Origin of the sequence: Salinivibrio siamensis (assembly GCF_001996005.1) — a bacterium.
Taxonomy (GTDB): domain Bacteria; phylum Pseudomonadota; class Gammaproteobacteria; order Enterobacterales; family Vibrionaceae; genus Salinivibrio; species Salinivibrio siamensis.
This window is the reverse complement of record NZ_MUFB01000015.1, coordinates 55,860-75,479: the sequence shown is the minus strand read 5'-3', so window position 1 is coordinate 75,479 and position 19,620 is coordinate 55,860. Positions and strand designations below refer to the sequence as shown.

General features: G+C 51.1%; 23 protein-coding genes and 1 pseudogene. 15 read left to right on the top strand and 9 right to left on the bottom strand.

Annotation, left to right across the window (positions count from 1 at the left end; translation table 11 throughout):
* Positions 1–5 precede the first annotated feature (5 nt).
* Genes ptsH through crr form a run of 3 tightly spaced genes read left to right on the top strand, consistent with a single transcriptional unit; the run spans position 6 to position 2,590 of the window.
* Positions 6–263 (top strand): phosphocarrier protein Hpr, encoded by a 258-nt coding sequence (gene ptsH, locus BZG73_RS09595; RefSeq protein ID WP_046073712.1) that lies wholly within the window; start codon positions 6–8, stop codon positions 261–263.
* Positions 264–313: 50 nt separating this feature from the next.
* Positions 314–2,041 (top strand): phosphoenolpyruvate-protein phosphotransferase PtsI, encoded by a 1,728-nt coding sequence (gene ptsI, locus BZG73_RS09590; protein WP_077578600.1) that lies wholly within the window; start codon positions 314–316, stop codon positions 2,039–2,041.
* Positions 2,042–2,080: 39 nt separating this feature from the next.
* Positions 2,081–2,590 carry a PTS glucose transporter subunit IIA gene (crr, locus tag BZG73_RS09585; RefSeq protein ID WP_046073714.1) on the top strand — a complete coding sequence of 170 codons (510 nt, stop codon included), beginning with the start codon at positions 2,081–2,083 and terminating at the stop codon, positions 2,588–2,590.
* Positions 2,591–2,658: 68 nt separating this feature from the next.
* On the opposite strand, the gene BZG73_RS09580 is transcribed toward crr, so the two are convergent.
* Entirely contained in the window at positions 2,659–3,108 is a 450-nt protein-coding gene (locus tag BZG73_RS09580; protein ID WP_158011352.1) for a DUF2919 family protein, read from the bottom strand.
* Between the two features lie 121 nt (positions 3,109–3,229).
* On the opposite strand from BZG73_RS09580, the gene BZG73_RS09575 reads away from it, so the two are divergent.
* Together BZG73_RS09575 and BZG73_RS09570 are read left to right on the top strand one after the other, a co-directional pair.
* Positions 3,230–3,580: a DUF2956 domain-containing protein gene (locus BZG73_RS09575; protein ID WP_046073715.1), complete on the top strand. Its 351-nt coding sequence runs from the start codon at positions 3,230–3,232 to the stop codon at positions 3,578–3,580.
* Positions 3,581–3,645: 65 nt separating this feature from the next.
* Positions 3,646–4,026, top strand: a complete 381-nt coding sequence (locus tag BZG73_RS09570; protein WP_158075293.1) for a DUF1499 domain-containing protein — start codon at positions 3,646–3,648, stop codon at positions 4,024–4,026.
* Here BZG73_RS09570 and BZG73_RS09565 read toward each other — a convergent pair.
* The gene (locus BZG73_RS09565; protein WP_025740011.1) at positions 4,023–4,301 is read right to left on the bottom strand and encodes a winged helix-turn-helix domain-containing protein; all 279 of its coding nucleotides are present in this window, start codon (positions 4,299–4,301) and stop codon (positions 4,023–4,025) included. The two genes, BZG73_RS09570 and BZG73_RS09565, sit on opposite strands and share 4 nt — an antisense overlap.
* Positions 4,302–4,525: 224 nt before the next feature.
* Here BZG73_RS09565 and BZG73_RS09560 point away from each other — a divergent pair, with 224 nt between their 5' ends.
* From BZG73_RS09560 to BZG73_RS09545, 4 genes are read left to right on the top strand one after another with little or no spacing between them, the layout of a single operon-like run.
* Entirely contained in the window at positions 4,526–4,870 is a 345-nt protein-coding gene (locus BZG73_RS09560; RefSeq protein ID WP_046073717.1) for an ArsC family reductase, read from the top strand.
* Between the two features lie 38 nt (positions 4,871–4,908).
* Positions 4,909–6,042 carry a succinyl-diaminopimelate desuccinylase gene (gene dapE, locus BZG73_RS09555; RefSeq protein WP_046073718.1) on the top strand — a complete coding sequence of 378 codons (1,134 nt, stop codon included), beginning with the start codon at positions 4,909–4,911 and terminating at the stop codon, positions 6,040–6,042.
* Positions 5,970–6,737: a M15 family metallopeptidase gene (locus BZG73_RS09550; RefSeq protein ID WP_046073719.1), complete on the top strand. Its 768-nt coding sequence runs from the start codon at positions 5,970–5,972 to the stop codon at positions 6,735–6,737. The genes dapE and BZG73_RS09550 overlap by 73 nt, the downstream gene beginning before the upstream one ends.
* Positions 6,725–6,919: a DUF2897 family protein gene (locus BZG73_RS09545; RefSeq protein WP_077668175.1), complete on the top strand. Its 195-nt coding sequence runs from the start codon at positions 6,725–6,727 to the stop codon at positions 6,917–6,919. The genes BZG73_RS09550 and BZG73_RS09545 overlap by 13 nt, the downstream gene beginning before the upstream one ends.
* Positions 6,920–6,987: 68 nt before the next feature.
* On the opposite strand, the gene purC is transcribed toward BZG73_RS09545, so the two are convergent.
* Genes purC through dapA form a run of 3 tightly spaced genes read right to left on the bottom strand, consistent with a single transcriptional unit; the run spans position 6,988 to position 9,682 of the window.
* Entirely contained in the window at positions 6,988–7,701 is a 714-nt protein-coding gene (purC, locus tag BZG73_RS09540) for a phosphoribosylaminoimidazolesuccinocarboxamide synthase (RefSeq protein WP_046073721.1), read from the bottom strand.
* Positions 7,702–7,759: 58 nt separating this feature from the next.
* Positions 7,760–8,788: an outer membrane protein assembly factor BamC gene (gene bamC, locus BZG73_RS09535; protein ID WP_046073722.1), complete on the bottom strand. Its 1,029-nt coding sequence runs from the start codon at positions 8,786–8,788 to the stop codon at positions 7,760–7,762.
* Positions 8,789–8,803: 15 nt separating this feature from the next.
* The gene (gene dapA, locus BZG73_RS09530; protein ID WP_046073723.1) at positions 8,804–9,682 is read right to left on the bottom strand and encodes a 4-hydroxy-tetrahydrodipicolinate synthase; all 879 of its coding nucleotides are present in this window, start codon (positions 9,680–9,682) and stop codon (positions 8,804–8,806) included.
* Positions 9,683–9,949: 267 nt separating this feature from the next.
* Between dapA and bcp the strand changes: the two genes are divergently transcribed.
* On the top strand, positions 9,950–10,420 hold the full coding sequence (bcp, locus tag BZG73_RS09525; protein WP_046073724.1) for a thioredoxin-dependent thiol peroxidase: 471 nt from the start codon (positions 9,950–9,952) through the stop codon (positions 10,418–10,420).
* A gap of 85 nt (positions 10,421–10,505) precedes the next feature.
* On the opposite strand, the gene BZG73_RS09520 is transcribed toward bcp, so the two are convergent.
* The 3 genes from BZG73_RS09520 to BZG73_RS09510 all read right to left on the bottom strand — a co-directional run bounded on the left by BZG73_RS09520 (position 10,506) and on the right by BZG73_RS09510 (position 13,357).
* Positions 10,506–11,942, bottom strand: a complete 1,437-nt coding sequence (locus BZG73_RS09520; RefSeq protein ID WP_077605822.1) for an FAD-dependent oxidoreductase — start codon at positions 11,940–11,942, stop codon at positions 10,506–10,508.
* Positions 11,943–12,048: 106 nt separating this feature from the next.
* Positions 12,049–13,128, bottom strand: a complete 1,080-nt coding sequence (locus BZG73_RS09515) for an AI-2E family transporter (RefSeq protein WP_046073726.1) — start codon at positions 13,126–13,128, stop codon at positions 12,049–12,051.
* Between the two features lie 10 nt (positions 13,129–13,138).
* Positions 13,139–13,357: a sulfurtransferase TusA family protein gene (locus BZG73_RS09510; protein ID WP_046073727.1), complete on the bottom strand. Its 219-nt coding sequence runs from the start codon at positions 13,355–13,357 to the stop codon at positions 13,139–13,141.
* Between the two features lie 125 nt (positions 13,358–13,482).
* Between BZG73_RS09510 and bepA the strand changes: the two genes are divergently transcribed.
* Genes bepA through BZG73_RS09490 form a run of 4 tightly spaced genes read left to right on the top strand, consistent with a single transcriptional unit; the run spans position 13,483 to position 16,399 of the window.
* Positions 13,483–14,982 (top strand): beta-barrel assembly-enhancing protease, encoded by a 1,500-nt coding sequence (gene bepA / locus BZG73_RS09505; RefSeq protein WP_077668174.1) that lies wholly within the window; start codon positions 13,483–13,485, stop codon positions 14,980–14,982.
* Positions 14,983–15,005: 23 nt separating this feature from the next.
* A complete protein-coding gene (gene arsC, locus BZG73_RS09500; RefSeq protein ID WP_077668173.1) occupies positions 15,006–15,362 on the top strand; it encodes an arsenate reductase (glutaredoxin) in 357 nt (118 codons plus the stop codon).
* A complete protein-coding gene (gene wrbA, locus BZG73_RS09495) occupies positions 15,359–15,949 on the top strand; it encodes an NAD(P)H:quinone oxidoreductase (protein WP_069361119.1) in 591 nt (196 codons plus the stop codon). Before arsC ends, wrbA begins: the two co-directional genes overlap by 4 nt.
* 36 nt (positions 15,950–15,985) lie before the next feature.
* The gene (locus BZG73_RS09490) at positions 15,986–16,399 is read left to right on the top strand and encodes a DUF2069 domain-containing protein (RefSeq protein ID WP_077668172.1); all 414 of its coding nucleotides are present in this window, start codon (positions 15,986–15,988) and stop codon (positions 16,397–16,399) included.
* A 66-nt stretch (positions 16,400–16,465) separates the two neighbouring features.
* On the opposite strand, the gene BZG73_RS09485 is transcribed toward BZG73_RS09490, so the two are convergent.
* Positions 16,466–16,951, bottom strand: a complete 486-nt coding sequence (locus tag BZG73_RS09485) for a zinc ribbon-containing protein (protein ID WP_077668171.1) — start codon at positions 16,949–16,951, stop codon at positions 16,466–16,468.
* 106 nt (positions 16,952–17,057) lie between these two features.
* On the opposite strand from BZG73_RS09485, the pseudogene leuS reads away from it, so the two are divergent.
* A pseudogene (leuS, locus tag BZG73_RS09480) lies at positions 17,058–19,616 on the top strand (leucine--tRNA ligase); the annotation flags it as partial.
* Positions 19,617–19,620: the final 4 nt, after the last annotated feature.

Genomic DNA, 19,620 nt, shown 5'->3' with positions numbered 1-19,620 from the left:
GAATCATGTATCAGAAGCAAGTTGAGATTACTGCAGAAAACGGCCTACACACTCGTCCAGCGGCGCAGTTCGTCAAAGAAGCGAAAAGCTACGACGCTGACATCACTGTTGAATCTAACGGTAAGAGCGCGAGCGCAAAAAGCCTATTTAAACTTCAAACCCTTGGCTTGACCAAAGGCACTAAGGTGACTATCTCTGCTGAAGGTGCGCAAGCACAACAGGCCGTTGATCACCTAGTAAAACTGATGGACGAGCTGGAGTAATCCGGCTCTTTTTCTATCGGTTTTAAGTTGGATAAACGTAAGGTAAAGCTATGATTTCAGGCATCCTGGCATCACCTGGTATTGCTTTTGGTAAAGCACTGCTGCTGCAAGAAGAAGACGTTGTCATCAATAAAGATAAGATTGCTGCGTCTCAAATCGACAAAGAAATTCAGCGCGTATTGGATGCTCGCGAACAGTCTAAGACGCAACTTGAAGCGATCAAAGACAAAGCAAGGGAGACCTTTGGCGAAGAGAAAGAAGCTATCTTCGAAGGTCACATCATGCTGCTTGAAGATGAAGAGCTCGAAGAAGAGATCGTCAGCTTCATTAAGTCAAACCTAGCAACCGCTGATCACGCAATCTACAGCGTTATCGAAGAACAAGCGGTGACGCTTGAGTCACTCGACGACGATTATCTGAAAGAGCGTGCCGCGGATATCCGTGATATCGGTTCACGCTTCGTCAAAAACGCACTTGGCATCAACATGGTGTCGTTGAGCGCTATCAACGAAGAAGTGATCCTAGTTGCAAACGATCTGACGCCTTCAGAAACAGCACAGGTTGACCTGAATTATGTGCTTGGTTTCATCACCGACATTGGTGGTCGCACTTCACACTCTTCAATCATGGCGCGCTCGCTTGAGCTACCAGCGATTGTAGGCACCAATGATGCAACCAGCAAAGTAAAAAACGGCGACATGCTGGTGCTTGATGCGATTAACAACCAAATCGTTATCAACCCATCAGACCAAGAGCTCAGCAAGTTCAAAGCGATTCGCGATCAACATATCGCCGAAAAAGCGGAACTGGCTAAGCTTAAAGATCTGCCAGCCATCACGCTGGACGGTCACCAAGTCGAAGTGTGCGGTAACGTAGGTACAGTCAAAGACTGTGACGGCGTGAACCGTAACGGCGGTGAAGGTGTCGGTCTTTATCGCACCGAATTCCTGTTTATGGATCGCGACTCGCTTCCTACCGAAGAAGAGCAATACCAAGCTTATAAAGCGGTAGCGAAAGCGATTGATGGTCACCCAGTGATCATCCGCACCATGGATATCGGCGGTGACAAAGATCTGCCTTATATGGACTTGCCGGAAGAAATGAACCCATTCTTGGGTTGGCGTGCAGTCCGTATTAGCCTCGATCGTCGCGAAATTCTCCGCGATCAGCTTCGTGCCATTCTTCGCGCATCGGCACACGGTAAAATCCGTGTGATGTTCCCGATGATTATTTCTGTGGAAGAAATCCGAGAGCTGAAAGAAGCGATCGAGACCTATAAAGCAGAATTGCGCCAAGAAGGTCACGACTTCGACGCTGATCTGGAAATCGGTGTGATGGTTGAGACGCCAGCCGCGGCTGCGATCGCTCACCACCTCGCAAAAGAAGTGGAATTCTTCAGCATTGGCACCAACGATTTGACCCAGTACACCTTGGCGGTCGATCGTGGTAACGAGCTGATTTCGCACCTGTATAACCCACTGTCTCCTGCTGTATTGACGGTTATCAAGCAAGTGATTGATGCCTCACATGCGGAAGGTAAATGGACGGGTATGTGCGGAGAGCTTGCAGGTGACGAGAAAGCAACGTTACTATTGATGGGAATGGGTTTGGATGAGTTTAGTATGAGTGCCATCTCTATCCCTCGCATCAAGAAGATTATCCGTAATGCCAACTTTGCTGATGTGAAAGCGATGGCCGACAAAGCACTCACTCTGCCAACTGCGGCAGAAATCGAGGCCTATGTCGAAAAATTTATTGCGGAAAAAACCGCTTGCTAATATACAATCAGCAAAGAATCACTGCTTAGGAGCAACACTATGGGTCTGTTCGACAAACTGAAGAAGTTGGTGTCTGAAGACAGCAACGACGCTAGTGCCATTGAAATTATCGCCCCATTGTCGGGTGAGATCGTCAACATCGAAGACGTGCCTGACGTTGTGTTTGCTGAGAAAATCGTCGGTGATGGTGTTGCGATTAAACCATCGGGCGACAAGATGGTTGCGCCGGTAAACGGCACAATCGGTAAGATTTTCGAAACCAACCACGCTTTTTCAATTGAGTCTGATGACGGCGTAGAGCTGTTCGTGCACTTTGGCATCGACACTGTCGAGCTAAAAGGCGAAGGCTTTAAGCGCATTGCGGAAGAAGGTCAAACGGTGAAAGCCGGTGATACCGTGATCGAATTTGATTTAGGCATGCTCGAAGAAAAAGCCAAATCAACGCTAACGCCGGTTGTTATCTCTAACATGGACGAAATCAAAGAGCTGACTAAGCTCTCTGGTGCCGTCACTGTGGGTGAAACATCTGTATTGCGCGTTACTAAGTAATTAGGTTTACTTAGTGAGGAAAAAACGCAGCCTCGTGCTGCGTTTTTTTATGCTCGGCGTTGCCCAGTCTATGTGAACTGATAAAAAAAGCGCTTTACGCGCTGGCTTCTCAGCCAATAAAGGCTCGCCCACACTAACCAAAGCCCGTGCAAGGCAAGCAACCAATCAAACCGTCCCCCCGTCATCGTGAGCGTATGTACCACTTGATAGGCTTCCCACGTCCACAATAGCCACACCCACCAATAACCTAAGTGCCAATGCTGTGTTAACCATTCAGGCGCCTTGTCGCAGTTCCCTACCAACAGTAATAGCCCAAGCGGCACCAGGCCAATCCCTAAACTGAGATAAAACGCAGCGGTGTCCGGATAAACCAGCGCAAGCAGCTCGCTGCCCTGCTCTCGGCTGACACCGGCCATCGCCAGTAGCCACCATGCGCGACTTAACAGTAGCAGGCACAGTACAGCGATCTGGGGGGCCTTGATATACCCTTTGTCGTCGAAATGATGAAACGTGTCCATAAGATTTTTGATTGAGAAGTCACGCATTTACCATGGCGACATGCGATAAAAACTGCAAGCGCAAAAGCAAAATTTGTTATCCTAGGGACGAGCCATTTATTTAGCGTTACATGGAGCCCTCATGGCCAAAACAAAAGCCAAAGCAACGATTTCGCCAGAGACGCAACAAGACGCCATGCGCGTTGCCAAAGCCACGCAAAAGCCTGGACAAACCAAGGCTCAGACGAAACTGATCGCTCAAGGGATTGAGAAAGGGATTGCGCAGTACAAAAAAGAACAAAAAGCAAAGGCGCGGGCGCAGGACAAAGCGCGCAAGAAGCAGCAAAAACCGACACCAGCTGTCGACCAACTCAGCGAGCCTGCCTCTTCACCGCAGCCTACTGCACAAGATAAAGGGCACAGCCGTTTACCTTGGCTTTTACTCGTCGTAAGCTGGATAGGGTTTATTGGTTACACGCTCGTGGGGGCATAATGGGAAAAAATCTGCTCGGCCTCATTGTACTTTTTACACTGTTCGGCTGCTCGAAAGGAGGCCCCATGGCAAAACAACCGCCTGTCACTGCCTGTGGTGACAGCCCTAATTGTGTTTCAACAGAAGACACGCGCGCGACATTTCAGTTAGCGCCCTTACCGCTGGCTAACACCGATGTTGCCTTGGCGACCATTGTTGAGAAAATTGCCTCAATGCCAGGTGCTCAAGTGGTTTCAGCCCAAGAAAACTACGCACACTTACGCTTCACCACCCGGGTGCTGCGCTTTGTCGATGATGTTGAAGTCTCACTCAGTGATAACCAGCTCGCGCTTCGCTCTGCCTCTCGTATTGGCTATTACGACTTTGGCGCAAACCGTCAGCGTGCTGATGCCATTCGACGCACACTGGTCGAGGCGAAACTGGTCCGTCCCTCAGGCGATCACTAGTTGATATACGAGCGAATGTCTCGCTTTTTATCCTCGACCCAATCGCGACGAAACGGGCCCCAGTCTTTTAGCTGGTAATAACCATCGTTGTGGCGCTTGCCATCTTGGATAAATGTCATATCAATGCCTAGCCCTGACAAAGATTTGAGCACATCCTGGATAGTGCGACGCGGCCAGCCTGTTGCCTCAATCAAACGCGGAACATTTGGGCGCTCCATCTCTTCTACCAGTGCGGCGAGATACAAGCGCCGAGCGAATACCGGGTTGAGTTCCATACGAACCTCCAACAATTACGAATGATCCCATTATTCATGGCGCCTGCTAAGAGGTTTTGCGTTTGATCAAAACGCCATCAAATCGACGTGCTGCAGGCGCATTTACCCACGCATTTCACACGGTTTTGCGCCATCACATGGCGTACATCCCTGCCGCGCCAAGTATTGCGTTCATTAACCAGTGGTGTCACTCTTAAACCTTTGCCAACAATCACGATAAGACCATGACAACTGTATTTGGGATTAAAAACTGCGACACCCTAAAAAAAGCCCTAAAGTGGTTGGATAACCAAGGTATCGACTACCAATATCACGACTACCGGAAAGATGGCTTAGACGCACAAATGCTGCAAACTTTCGTTGCCGAACTGGGCTGGGAAGCGTTAATCAACAAACGTGGCACCACCTACCGCCAACTAAGCGATGAGCAAAAAGCCCATTTAGACCAAGCCAGCGCTATCGCAATCATGCTCGACAACCCAGCGATCATTAAACGCCCATTGCTCGTACACAAAGGTAGCTATTACCTCGGCTTTAAAGAGAACCAATACGCTGATATTTTCGCGTAATGTGATAGTCGATTCATTTTTGTTGTAAGGAAACCCCGATGACTGACTCTGCCACGCTGGCTTTAGCGAAAGATCTGATAAACCGAGAATCGGTCACGCCGGAAGATGCCGGCTGCCAAGATCAAATGATTGCGCGGTTAGAAGCCTTGGGCTTCACCATTGAGACCATGGTGTTTGAAGATACCACTAACCTTTGGGCCAGGCGGGGGACGGAAGGCCCTCTGTTTGCTTTTGCCGGCCACACTGACGTGGTTCCCTCAGGGCCGCGCGAACAATGGCATACACCGCCGTTTGAAGCGACAGTGATTGACGATCACCTCCATGGACGTGGCGCCGCGGATATGAAAGGCTCATTGGCCGCCATGGTTGTCGCGGTTGAGCGTTTTATTGCCCAGCACCCTGACCACTCTGGCTCTCTCGCGTTTTTAATCACCTCAGATGAAGAAGGCCCGTTTATTAACGGCACTACCCGCGTCGTCGATACCCTAATGTCGCGCGGCGAGAAGATCGATATGTGTATTGTTGGCGAACCGTCTAGCACACACCATGTCGGTGATGTGGTGAAAAACGGCCGTCGCGGGTCAATCACCGGGGATCTCTACGTCAAAGGGACACAAGGCCATGTCGCCTATCCGCATCTTGCCAACAACCCAGTGCATCAGGCGATGCCAGCGCTCACCGAGCTTGCGCAAACACTCTGGGACAAAGGCAATGCGTTTTTCCCCCCCACAAGCTTCCAAATCCCCAATATCGAGGCTGGCACAGGCGCGGCCAATGTCATCCCAGGGGAATGCCATGCGCAGTTTAACTTCCGCTTCAGCACCGAGCTGGACAGTGAAACCATCAAAAAGCGGGTTTACTCTATTTTGGACGCCCATGGGCTCGACTATACCCTTGAGTGGACGCACAGTGGTGACCCTTTCTTAACCGATAAAGGTACGTTGCTGGACGCGGTGGTGGCGGCGGTGGAAGAGGTGAATCATCAAACACCGGAACTGCTGACCACTGGCGGCACCTCCGACGGACGTTTTATTGCGCAAATGGGTGCGCAAGTGATTGAGCTGGGCCCGGTGAATGCCACTATCCACAAGGTGAATGAATGTGTCAGTATCCCGGATTTAGAAAAGCTGACGGACATGTATCAAAAGGTGTTGGAGAAAGCACTCCCTTGACCCCAACGTCCGCACAGCTCACTGGCCAAGACGGCTCAGTGCTCGCACCGATCAACAACCAACCTAATGCACCATGCTTGCATCAGGCTGTACTGGCTGATTTTGCCGCCTTACAACAGGCGGCATCACAAGCGGGCTTTACCCTAATGGTCGCCAGCGGCTATCGCTCGTTTGCCCGTCAGTTGGCTATCTGGAATGGTAAATTTAATGGCGAAAAACCGGTGCTAGATGCCGACAGCCAGCCACTGGATATCACGCAACTGTCTGATGATGCGCGCGTCAAGGCAATATTGCGTTGGTCAGCTTTGCCTGGGGCAAGCCGCCATCATTGGGGAACAGATTTAGACGTGTATGACAAGCGTGCACTGGCTCCACATCAAAGGTTGGCGCTCACCCCACCGGAATATGATGATGGCCCTCAGGCCGCGTTTTCTCAGTGGCTTAAAACCCACGCCCCGCAATGGGGGTTCTTCCTTCCTTATGCCGAGGATAAGGGCGGTGTTGCGAGGGAGCCTTGGCATATCAGCCATATCGCCACCAGCGCCACCCTTTTGTCAGCATTTAGCCAAGACATGCTTGCCAACGCGATCGGCAATGCGCCTATTTGTGGTAAGCGTACTATTCTTGACCAATTGGATTGGATATATTCAACCTACGTCACCAATCTCTGCGAGGTGGAACAATGGAATGGCTAACCAACCCTTATGTCATTATTGCCATCGTGGTTGCCGTGGTGGTCAGTAATATCATGGCACTCAAGTACACCGCCAACGCAAAGTTTGGCCTTAAGTACAAAGATAAGCCGGATAAACAGGCGTCATCCAAAGAAAGCGATACGGGGAATGATCAAGCGCAATCAGACGAGCATAAAGAGTAAATAGCGCCATATTGATGGCGCTATTTTTAGCGCGCAAAAAGCAAACGTTTGCTTTTTAAAGCCAAAAATTACAAGGTAAGGCCGATACGCTTTGCCACCTCGATGTAAGCATCCACAACACCACCTAAGCCTTGACGGAAACGGTCTTTATCCAGTTTTTCTCGGGTATTGGCATCCCACAATCGGCAACCGTCAGGACTAAACTCGTCACCCAGAACAATATTACCTTGATGATCAACACCAAACTCAAGTTTATAATCGACCAACAACAGCTCTCCTTCCGCAAACAGCGCTTTGAGGACATCGTTCACCTTGTAGGTCAGTGATTTCATCGTCGCCAATTGCGCTTGCGTGGCGTAGCCCAAAGACTCACACAAGGATTCATTGACCATGGGATCGTGCAGCGCGTCGTTTTTTAAAAACAACTCAAAGGTGGGTGGCGTCAGTGCCGTCCCTTCCTCGACGCCAAGGCGACGGCAAAGTGAACCGGCTGCAATATTGCGCACCACACACTCTACAGGGATCATATCTAGCTTTTTCACCACACACTCGGTATCGGACAACAATTGGTCCATTTGAGTGGGGATGCCCGCCTGCTCAAGCTTTTGCATGATGAAGTGATTAAATTTGTTATTCACTTCGCCTTTTCGCTCAAGCTGCTCAACACGCTCGCCATCAAAAGCCGACGTGTCATTGCGAAAGTGCAGAACAAAGCGGTGCTCATCATCTGTGGCATAGACAGATTTTGCCTTACCGCGATACAACTCAGCACGTTTTTCCATTACCTATACTCTCCATTAGGCGCTAAAAGTAAGGGACGCTCACCGCGTCCCTATAAAATTACTCTGATGCTTGGTTCACTTGGGCAATGACCGCTTTGAGCGCTGGGCTCAGCGCTTCTAACGTCGCCTCATCGACAGGCTTACCATCGCTGTTRGTCACGTTAAGTGACGTGCGGTTGCCTAGATCGCCCAGCAACAAGGTATAGCTGTTGTCCGGGAACGAAATCGGATCAACGCCAAGGGATTGCCAACGCTCATCATTTGGCGCGACGTGACGGGTTTTCACCGTGCCTTGCGACTGGTTACGACTTTCTACCGTGAACCCTAAAGGCTTGATGATAGCAGGCAGCTTTTCCCAAACCACGTCATATGGGGCGCGCGCGATGATGACCGGCAACCCACTGCGATCGGTACCAAAGCTAATCGGAATATCAGACTGGCGCTGCTCCGCCAAACGGCGCGCTTCGGCACGCAATGCCGCATCGTGACTCACCGTGATAAGGTTAGTCATCAGGGTGTTGTAGCGCTCACGCAACGCAGGGGTGAGCGGTTCATCGCTGGCTTTCGCACGCGAGTCAATCATATTCACCCCTAACGCAAAGCGGCGACCTTGCTCAAGGCGCGATAAACGGAAGCGTGCTTGATGGGCGCTGTCTTCTTTTTCCCAAGCAATCCAACCGGTTTCTACTTGGTCTGCCGTTTGCGACGACACTGGGATGGTCTGCTCGCTGACCAAACGCTCTACCGTTTGCCATACTTTATCGAGTTGCTTTTCATTGGCAACGGCAAGGGTGACGCCACGGCTATCACGTTGTATCCGTGCGCCCGGGATCAGATCCAGCACTTGGCGCGGCGGACGAATATCAACGTTCTGACCGACTTCACCATTAAAATCTTGTGTCGGGATCTGATAATTGGTGGAAAAATACGGCGCTTGATCCGGCAAGGTTTGCCATGGCGACAACGGGGTTGTTTGCAAATAGTCAAAGTCATCTTTGGCTTGACGGCGCTGCTCGACGCCACCACTGCAGGCCACCACACTGGTGGCCATGATGGCACATAGGCCGAGCTTAAATACTGGTTTCATTGACACTCCAACGGCTTAAACAGCACCTGCGACACGCAGTGCCTCACGAACATCTGGACGCAAGTGCTCGCTTAACTCAGTTAATGGCAGACGAAGGTGCCCATCCGCAATCAAGCCCATCTCGCGGACTGCCCACTTCACAGGGATCGGATTGGCTTCGTCAAACAGGTGACGATGTAGGGGGATCAAGGTTTCGTTAATGGCATGCGCTTGCTCTGCTTCACCTGCGCGCGCCAGTTTGATCATTTTAGCCATTTGCGCAGCCGCCACATTATTGGTTACAGAGATAACGCCGTGCCCCCCGGCCAAGACAAAATCCAAGCCCGTTAAATCATCGCCACTGAATAAGAGGAAATCGTCGCCACAAAGTTCCCGATGAATCGCCACTCGGCTTACATCAGCGGTGGCATCTTTCAGACCAATGATGTTGTCGAATGCCGCCAGTCGCGCTACTGTCTCAGGCTGAATATCGACCGCGGTACGCCCGGGAACATTATATAAAATCTGTGGCAGGTCCGTGGCTTCAGCAATGGCTTTGTAATGCTGGAACAAACCTTCCTGGGTTGGTTTATTATAATAAGGGGTCACGCTTAGGCAGGCGGCCACACCTGAGCCAGCAAACATTTTGCTGAAAGTGATTGCTTCATGGGTGGCATTGGCGCCAGTTCCCGCAATAACCGGAATACGCCCGTTAGCAAATTCCAAGGTTTTCAGCACAACTTTAATGTGCTCATCCACGGTTACTGTCGACGACTCACCCGTCGTGCCTACTGCGACAATCGCATCAGTGCCCGATTGGATATGAAACTCGACCAGTTTTTCCAGGCTAACGTAATCAACTTCGCCGTGTGCATCCATTGGTGTGACGAGCGCCACAATGCTTCCAGAAACCATGTTCGTCTCCCTTATTAGTGATGCTTGCAATGTTACTTTTGGCGCTGGGCAAACACAAGAATAACCCTGCGTCTAGGCATGTCTTAATCGACATTTTTTCATCGATAGGTAATGTGTCTTATCGTTATAATCGAGGAAGGGGTGAGTCTGCGTCAATGAGCAGTCAAATCCTGTCAAGTCAGTGATCCTATTATCAAAAACTTGCGTAATCGCGAACACCCTCTATCATCGTGAATTCGGTTTACCGACAAAAAGGAAACGCAGCGCATGCAAACAATCACCGAAGGCGCACAAGCGCCCGATTTTTCACTGCAAGATCAAAATGGCGACACCGTCACGCTTAGCCAATTCAAAGGCGACAAACGTGTTCTGGTTTATTTCTACCCAAAGGCGATGACACCGGGTTGTACAACGCAGGCCTGCTCGCTACGCGATACGAAAGCCGAGTTGGATGCACTTGACACCGTGGTGCTTGGCATAAGTCCCGATCCGGTGAAAAAACTGGCCCGTTTTGTTGAACGCGACGCACTTAACTTCACGCTGTTGAGCGATGAAGATCATGCCGTCGCCGATGCGTTCGGAGTCTGGGGACCGAAAAAATTCATGGGCAAAGAATACGATGGGATTCATCGTCTAAGCTTTTTGGTTGGCAAAGACGGTAAAATAGAACATGTGTTCAATAAGTTTAAAACCAAGGATCACCACCAAGTGGTGCTTGATTACTTAAACCAAGCGTAACGTCAGTCCACGTTAGCTTTGGCGACAAAGCAGCCTACATGCTGCTGACTAAAAGCGCACGTACACCGTGCGCTTTTTTGTATGATTAGCCGACAGGCTTTGCCAACGCCTCAGGGTATCCGCGGCGTGTCGCAAGCTCGCAAGCGGTATCGATTATCTTCGCGGTGTTGGGGCGAGACAATGGCTGATAAGAGGTAGGAGATATCCAACCTGAATCTTCAAATTGCGTCAGTACTTTATTGATGGCCGTCAGCGCCGACGATGCTTTGACAATTTCCAAACGCGCATAACGTTCACCATCAAACGACACATCCGAGGCACGTAACGAAGGATCATCCCCGGGGATTTGCTGTGCACCACACAAGGGTTTGCCACCTACTTCGGCCTGTTTAAATGCCGGTAACCACTGGCCAAAATGGTCAATCGCACGATCAGTGCGTTCACACACTTCTTGCCAGTCCCAGCCTTTATCGATGTTTTTCACATAACGTGCATCGACAGTCGGTTGCGCCGACTCCGCAGAGCTTTTCACTAAACCACGCTCAAACAAGGTGACGTCTTGAGTCATACCGTGCAGCTGGAAAAAACCATCCGGGTAAGGAGTCAACTGCGCCATTCCCTGTGGGGTGCCCCGTTGACCGTGGACAATGATTTCCGGCCACTGATACTCAGTCCGTGTCCAATGTGCGATATACGCGGCTTTGTATTCGACCAAACGCTCGCGACCAAACCCGGCCATATCATCGATTGTCCCCGTGCGGAATCCGGCCGCATTGATAAGATAGTCAACGTCGGTGGTCTGTATCTGGCCTGACTGGTCTTGATAGGTTACCCGCCACCCTGACGAGATGGGCTGAGTGTCCATCACTTTGTGATTGAAATTAAGCTGACAATGAGGCGCGTCGGCAAGGGTCAATTGCGCTTCCGCCGCCAAGCGAAACACGCTAAGCCCGTATTCTTGCACCAGGACCAGAGGGTATTTCATTGCACTTAAATCGAGCGATTGCGCCACGGGCCACATCCATCGATCGGCAGCATCGATCACGCTGTGGTAGTCTTGAGCGCGCAATGCTTCCAGCTCCTCTTGCTGATACAAACGGAAATAATCGCTCGGCTCACCCATGACTTTATTATCGCTATCGATCTCAACCAATTGCGCATAACGCTCACGCAGGGTTTCTAAACGTGCAATCACACTGTCTAATGAGCCTGGGTCTTGCTGAGGAACGGCAAGGACAGTCGGTCGACGATTGACCGAATGCGGATACATGCGCACCGTGGCCACCGACTGTTCGAGTAAGGTCAGGCATTGATCGAGTGAAATTTCACGATACAAATTGCCGCCCGCGTGCAGATGGCAAATTGGCGGCCCACTCACCAAGCCGGTGCCCGCCTCAAACACCTGGGTGTCCACCCCGCGCTCAGCCAATCGCATTGCCGCTGTGGTTCCCGCAACACCGCCACCTATCACCGCGACGCGAAACTTTTCTACTTGCGTTTGTTCTTGCCTGTGTTGTGCCATGCCAACCCTGTTTTCATTACTACTTCTGTGGGCCAAACTGATCACGACGTGTCGATGTTTACCTGCCGCTCAGCCCCTTTTATTAGGGGCGTGAAAACAAGATGGATCACTCAATATCTGTCTTGGGATCGTCATCCAGCTCAATCACTGGCAGCGCTTGCCACACCGCTTTCACTAAGGTCGCCAATGGAATAGCAAAAAATACCCCCCAAAAGCCCCAGAGTCCACCGAAAACCAGTACGGCTATTATGATGGCGACTGGATGTAAATTCACCGCTTCTGAAAAAAGCACGGGGACGAGCACATTGCCATCCAACGCTTGGATAACGCCATAGGCGATCATTACATACCAAAAACCAGGCTCAAGCCCCCACTGGAACAAGGCAACAATGGCTATCGGGACGGTGACAATCGCCGCACCAATATAAGGCACCAAGACAGAGAAGCCCGTCGCCACACTGAGTAGGACCGCATAGCGAAGGTCTAACAGGCTAAAGGTCAAATAACTGGTCACCCCGACGATAATGATTTCAGTCACTTTGCCGCGGATGTAGTTGGAGATCTGCTGATTCATCTCATGGCCGACTCGAGAGGCAAGACGACGGTTGCGTGGTAACAAGCCTTTGAACATCGCCAACATTTGTGCTTTGTCCTTGAGCAAAAAGAACACCAGCAGGGGCACTAAAATCAGATATACCGCCACCGCGACTAAGTTCACCAAAGACGCCAATGAACCTTTTACCAATGTTTCGCCAAGGTTGAGTACTTTATTTTGCAAGGTATCGACAAAGGTATTGACCATATGGGGGTTGATCAGCTCTGGGTAGCGTTCTGGCAAACTCAGCATCAGTGCTTGCATGTTATTAAACATATTTGGCACATCGGCCACCAAGCTGACCCCCTGGTTCCATATGGTCGGCACCAACCCGAATAACGCCATCAAGGTTAAGCTGACAAACACAGTCAGTACCACCAGCACTGACAAAATGCGGGGCAAACCCAGCCGGCAGAGACGATTTACCGGCCAATCAAGTAGATAGGCCATCACGATCGCGACCAATAATGGGGCGAGCAAATTGCCAAAAAAGTAGATGGTAATAAAACCAAAAAGAAGGATCGCCACCAGGCTCACGGCATGTGGGTCAGAAAAACGTCGCCGATACCAGCGATGTAACATATCAAACATAAAAAGCCCGCTATTTCTTTGTGATGAGTAGCCGCGAAGCTGGCGTGTCTAACCACCTCATGCTGAAGCCTTCGCGYTTAAAATACTTGGGGATATCGTCTTTCGCCCCTTGATCACCGAGTAAAATCACCAATTGCTCACCTGACTGCAATAACGCGGCGGCGCGCTTTGCCAGCAATAGCGCCATTGGACAAACATGTTCTCGCAAATCAAGTGTTTGAGATTCCATTCTGGCTCACCGGTCGGTATTATCGTCAGTATTGTAATGGACATTAGATAGAACGCCAACGAAACCCTAACGGGTTTTATCGGTCTATACCTAAGTACATCCTGCATTTAAAGGTCATCACGCTTATGTCATCTCGCGCACCTTGCTCGAACAAAGGAACAAAGGCTCGTCGCCTACTCGCTTATGCACTGGCGGGCGTGTTAGCGAGCGCACCTGTGTCTGCACGCGTTGAGTCATACCAAAGCGATTYGCCCGATATTGGTACTGCCGCCGTCAGTACCTTATCGGTTGCCAAAGAGAAAGAATTTGGTGATGCCTACATGCGGATGCTAAGAGCCAGTAAGCCCATCATCAGCGATCCTTTGCTCAACGAGTACATTAATGGCTTAGGCCATCGACTGGTGGCGAATGCTAACGACGTTCGTACGCCCTTTCGATTTATTCTCATTGATAACAAGGCCATCAACGCCTTTGCGTTTTTCGGTGGCTACGTGGCCATGCACTCTGGGCTGTTCCTTCACGCAAAAACGGAAAGCGAGCTGGCATCCGTGATGGCCCACGAAATCGCCCATGTCACCCAACGTCATTTGGCAAGAAGCATGGAAGAGCAAGCACAAACCTCACCGCTCACGGTGGCCGCCTTAGTGGGGTCGTTGATGCTTGCCATCGCAGCACCTGAAGCTGGCATTGCAGCGGCACATGCCGCCACGGCTGGCAGTATGCAAAACCAAATAAACTTCACCCGTCGCAATGAAGAAGAAGCCGACCGGATCGGCATTGAAACCCTCGCGCGCGCGGATTTTAATGTACAAGCGATGCCGCGATTTTTCTCGCGATTGGCCGATGAATATCGCTATGCCAGTCAAATGCCTGAATACTTCAGTACGCACCCCTTACCCGCTTCACGGATCACCGACTCGCGTGCTCGTGCCCGCCAATACCCACAAAAGCGGGTGCCTGTCTCGCCGGATTATCAGCTGGCGCGCGCGCGCATCGTCGCGCGATATAGCGGTATCGCCAGTCGCTCTGCCATGGATTGGTTTGAACGGCGTCATAAAGAGGCCTCGCCGGCCGAAAAACAAAGTCTCGATTACGGGATGGCGCTGCTTGATATTGATGCACGTCGGTTTGACGACGCGCGTGAAAAGTTAACCCCACTGATCAAGGCACAACCTAATAATCGATTTTTCATCGATGCGATGACCGATTTAAACATCGGTGAGAAACAGTACGACAAGGCACTATCACGCCTTGAGCAGGCGTTGAACCATCAACCTAACAACCGCGTATTGTTGCTCAATCGTGCCTACACCCTCGTCAAGGCTAAACGAGGAGGCGAGGCGATCTCGATGCTGGAGCGGTATACACACCAGCACCCTGATGACAGCAATGGCTGGTTTTTGTTACAACAAGCCTACGAAAATACGGGGACGCATCGAGACGGCGAGCTGGCTGCACAAGGTGAGCGCTATGCATTGCGCGGACAGTGGGACAAAGCCATTCGTAACTATACCCAAGCCGCTCAGCTCGCAGAGTTAGGCAGCTTAGCGCAAGCACGGTATGATGCACGTCTCGACCAACTGCGTCGCCAGCAAGCTCGCTTTAAAGCGCTTAGCGATCGGTAATTCAATCAAAAAGGATCATTGTTGTGACCACCATTACCCTCTACCACAACCCGCGTTGCTCCAAAAGCCGTGAAACACTTAAATTGCTCGAGTCTCACGGTGTGACGCCGACCATTATCAAGTACCTTGAGAACCCGCTTTCTGCTGAAGCCTTGTCAATATTAAAACAGCAACTCGGACTTAACTCATTTCGGGAGATGATGCGAACCAAAGAAGCGGACTATAAAGCGGCGAATTTGGGCGATGCCTCAGTGGATGAAACACAACTGCTCAATGCCATGGTTAACAACCCTAAGCTGGTCGAGCGCCCGATTGCGGTAAAAGGCGAAAAGGCGGTGATTGGTCGTCCGCCAGAGAACGTACTAGCGCTGATAAAATGACAAAGGTATTGGTGCTTTACTACAGCCGGTCAGGAAATACACGTAAGCTTGCCCAACAAGTGGCTCGGGGCATCGAGGCTCAAGGCGTGGAAGCGGTGCTGCGTACTGTCCCTGAACTGCCCGCTTACCCTGATGGCCAAACCCCAGCCTCGACGGCGAAAGACCCTTTTGTCACTCGGCAAGATTTGTTGGATTGCCATGGCTTGGCCCTTGGCAGCCCTGTGCGCTTTGGTAACATGGCCGCGCCCTTAAAGCAGTTTATCGACAGCACCAGTGGCGAGTGGTTATCAGGTGCACTGATTGATAAACCCGCGGCCGTGTTTGGCGCGGGCTCTATGCTGCATGGCGGGCAAGAAACCACCCTGCTCACCATGACAGTGCCACTGCTTCATCATGGCATGATGCTGCTCGGTGTCCCACATAGCGAGCGCGCGTTACACACCACAGAAGGCGGTGGTTCACCTTATGGTGCGTCAAGTGTGGCTGATGCAAACCAGCCTTTAATCGCAGACGAAAAACAAATCGCCAAAGCCTTAGGCCAACGTCTCGCGCGTTTCGCGCAAACCGTTCACCATCACTTGGGATAAAAGGATAAAATTGTGACTGACTCTCGGCTTGCATTAATGCGTAAGCTCTCGTTGTTGAGTAACCTCGGCCTGATTGCCTGGGTGATAATCTGGCACGCATCGTTATCGCCCCACCCTCACCTTAATGCTTTGGCGGTGACCATCGGCTGGACCATTCCTCTTCTACTCCCGCTCCCGGGGATCGTGAAAGGAAAAGCCTTTACCCATGCGTGGGCGAACTTTATTTTGATGTTTTACTTTTTACACGCCTTAACCCTTATTTATGTTGATGAAGGGGAGCGTTGGCTAGCCGCGACTGAGCTCGTCTTAGTGACCTGTGCGTTCGCCAGCAACATTGTCTTTGCGCGTTGGATGGGAAAATCACAAGGCCTGAAGCTGCCACGTCTTTCCCAAGTAGAACGTGAAGAACGTCAGCGTTTTGAAGGCAAGGATAACGTCTCGTCTGACTGATCACTGACCTTTATCCTCGCCCTTGCCATGTTAACCGCCTCGGCGAAGCCAAGCACCGTGCTTGGCTTATACTGGGTACGGGCGGCGAGAGAAATACCGGTGACCACACTTACTGCATGGGGCAATCACATCCACACGGCTGTGGCGTGTCTGGTGTTGACACTGCTCACATTGCAAGACCCCCAGCCCCACAATTTCACCCGCTTCATAGACACCATGATGCTGGAGATCATCAAACACTTCACGCCACTCTAGCTGAGTGCGGTCGGTGATTTCTGCCAGTTGCTCCCAAATCGAGTTAGCAATCAAATCGTTAAATACCTGGCTATCAATGTCCTCGTCCTGGGACTTGTTATACTGCTCGCCAAAGGCTTTCACATCACGCTTAAAGTAAGCTTCAATTAGCGCCCACTCATCTTTGGTCAGATCCGCGGCCGCTTTGAGGTATTGGTCAGATAACTCGACCCAGCGAGACAAAGCCTCTGGACTGTTTTCCAGTGCCTCTTTTACCCGCTCAATGATACTTTGTTGCGGTTCTTTCTCTTTATTCATGGTTCTGTCCTGATTCAAGTGTTGTTGCGGTCTCTGCCTTTCGTTATTCTATGACGATATTTCTCTTTCAGGTTTTACCTTTCTCACAGAATCTCGGAAGCCATCGATGCAAGAACAATATAGCCCGCAAGATATTGAACAAAAAGTTCAAGCCCATTGGGACGACAATAAAACCTTTGTGGCTCATGAAGACCCTAACAAAGAAAAATTCTACTGTCTTTCTATGTTCCCTTACCCCAGTGGCCGACTTCACATGGGGCATGTCCGTAATTATACCATCGGTGATGTGATCTCGCGTTATCAGCGCCTGCAAGGCAAAAATGTGATGCAACCTATTGGWTGGGACGCATTTGGTTTGCCGGCCGAAGGGGCCGCTATCAAAAACAAAACCGCCCCTGCACCTTGGACATATGAAAACATTGATTACATGAAAGGCCAGCTGAAAATGCTGGGCTTTGGTTACGACTGGGATCGCGAAATCGCAACCTGTAGCCCTGATTACTACCGCTGGGAGCAAGAATTCTTTACCACGCTTTATAAAAAAGGCTTGGTATACAAAAAAACCTCGTCAGTGAATTGGTGTCCACACGATCAAACCGTGTTGGCGAACGAGCAGGTGCATGAAGGCTGCTGCTGGCGCTGCGATACCCCGGTTGAGCAAAAAGAAATTCCACAGTGGTTTATCAAAATCACCGATTATGCAGAAGAGCTGCTGCAAGACATCGACAAACTGGATGGTTGGCCAGAGATGGTAAAAACCATGCAGCGCAACTGGATTGGCCGTTCAGAAGGCGTTGAGCTGACCTTCGATGTTGAGGGCGATCACCCTGCGCTGGGCGTCTACACCACCCGCCCTGATACCCTGATGGGGGTGACTTATGTCGGTATTGCCGCTGGTCACCCACTGGCCGATGCCGCGGCCAAGAACAACCCAGCCTTGGCGGAGTTTGTGCAAGAGTGCCGTAACACCAAGGTAGCGGAAGCTGAGCTGGCCACCATGGAGAAAAAAGGCATGGCGACGGGCTTGTACGCCACGCACCCATTAAACGGCCGCCGCGTACCTATCTTTGTCGCCAACTTCGTGTTGATGGATTATGGGACGGGCGCGGTCATGGCCGTGCCTGCACACGACCAACGCGATTTTGAATTTGCCAGCAAATACGGCCTCGATATTGAGCCTGTGATCCTGGATGAAAATGGCAACGCACCTGATTTGTCTGAGCAAGCACATACCGAAAAAGGCAAGCTATTTAACTCTGGTGAATTCGATGGCTTAGACTTTGATGCCGCGTTTGGTGCGATTGCCGCTAAGCTTGAGTCTTTGGGTAAAGGGCAAAAAACGGTCAACTTCCGCTTGCGTGACTGGGGCGTTTCTCGTCAGCGTTATTGGGGCGCACCTATCCCAATGCTGAACACCGAAGACGGTGACGTGGTGCCTGTCCCGACGGATGAGCTGCCGGTTATCCTGCCAGAAGATGTAGTAATGGACGGGGTGCAAAGCCCGATTAAAGCTGACAAACAATGGGCACAAACCCAGTATCAAGGCAAGCCTGCGCTGCGTGAAACCGACACCTTCGATACCTTTATGGAATCGTCTTGGTACTATGCTCGCTATTGCTCGCCGCAGGCCGATCAGATGCTCGACCCAAGTGCTGCCAACTATTGGCTGCCTGTCGATCAGTATATTGGTGGGATTGAGCACGCCTGTATGCACCTGCTTTACTCACGCTTCTTCCACAAGTTGCTGCGTGACGAAAACATGGTCGATAGCGATGAGCCCTTCAAGCAACTGCTCTGTCAAGGCATGGTACTGGCTGATGCCTTCTACTATACCGATGACAAAGGCGTGCGCGTGTGGGTCTCGCCAACCGATGTCACCGTTGAGCGTGACAGCAAAGGGCAAATTGTTAATGCGGTAGACAGCCAAGGCAATGCGGTGACCCATGCGGGCATGACCAAGATGTCGAAGTCTAAAAACAACGGCATTGATCCGCAGCTTATGGTCGAGAAGTACGGGGCTGATACGGTGCGCCTGTTCATGATGTTCGCCGCGCCTGCGGATATGACGCTGGAGTGGCAAGAATCAGGGGTTGAAGGGTCACACCGCTTCTTGCGTCGCGTCTGGAAACTGGTTTACGAGCACAGCCAACAAGGACCTGTCGTGGCACTGGATGCTAGCGCGCTCACCAATGAGCAAAAAGCGCTGCGCCGCGAGGTGCACAAAGCCATTGCGAAAGTCAGTGATGACATGGGGCGCCGTCAAACCTTTAACACCGCCATCGCGGCGATTATGGAGCTAATGAACCGATTGGTGAAAGCCCCACAACAAAGCGAACAAGACCGTGCGGTGCTCGACGAAGCCCTCAAAGCGGTGGTGCTAATGCTTTACCCCATTACCCCGCATATCTGCTTTAGCCTGTGGAATGCATTGGGTGAGACCCACATTGATGACGCAGCGTGGCCAGAGGCAGATAAAGAAGCCATGGTTGAGGACGAAAAGCTGATTATCGTCCAAGTCAACGGTAAGCTACGCGCCAAGATCACCGTCGCCGCGGATGCGGAGAAAGACGCAGTGGAAGCCCAAGCGATGGCAGATGAAAACGTGGTGAAATTTACCGAAGGCAAAACCGTGCGCAAGGTGATTTATGTACCTGGCAAGCTGGTTAATA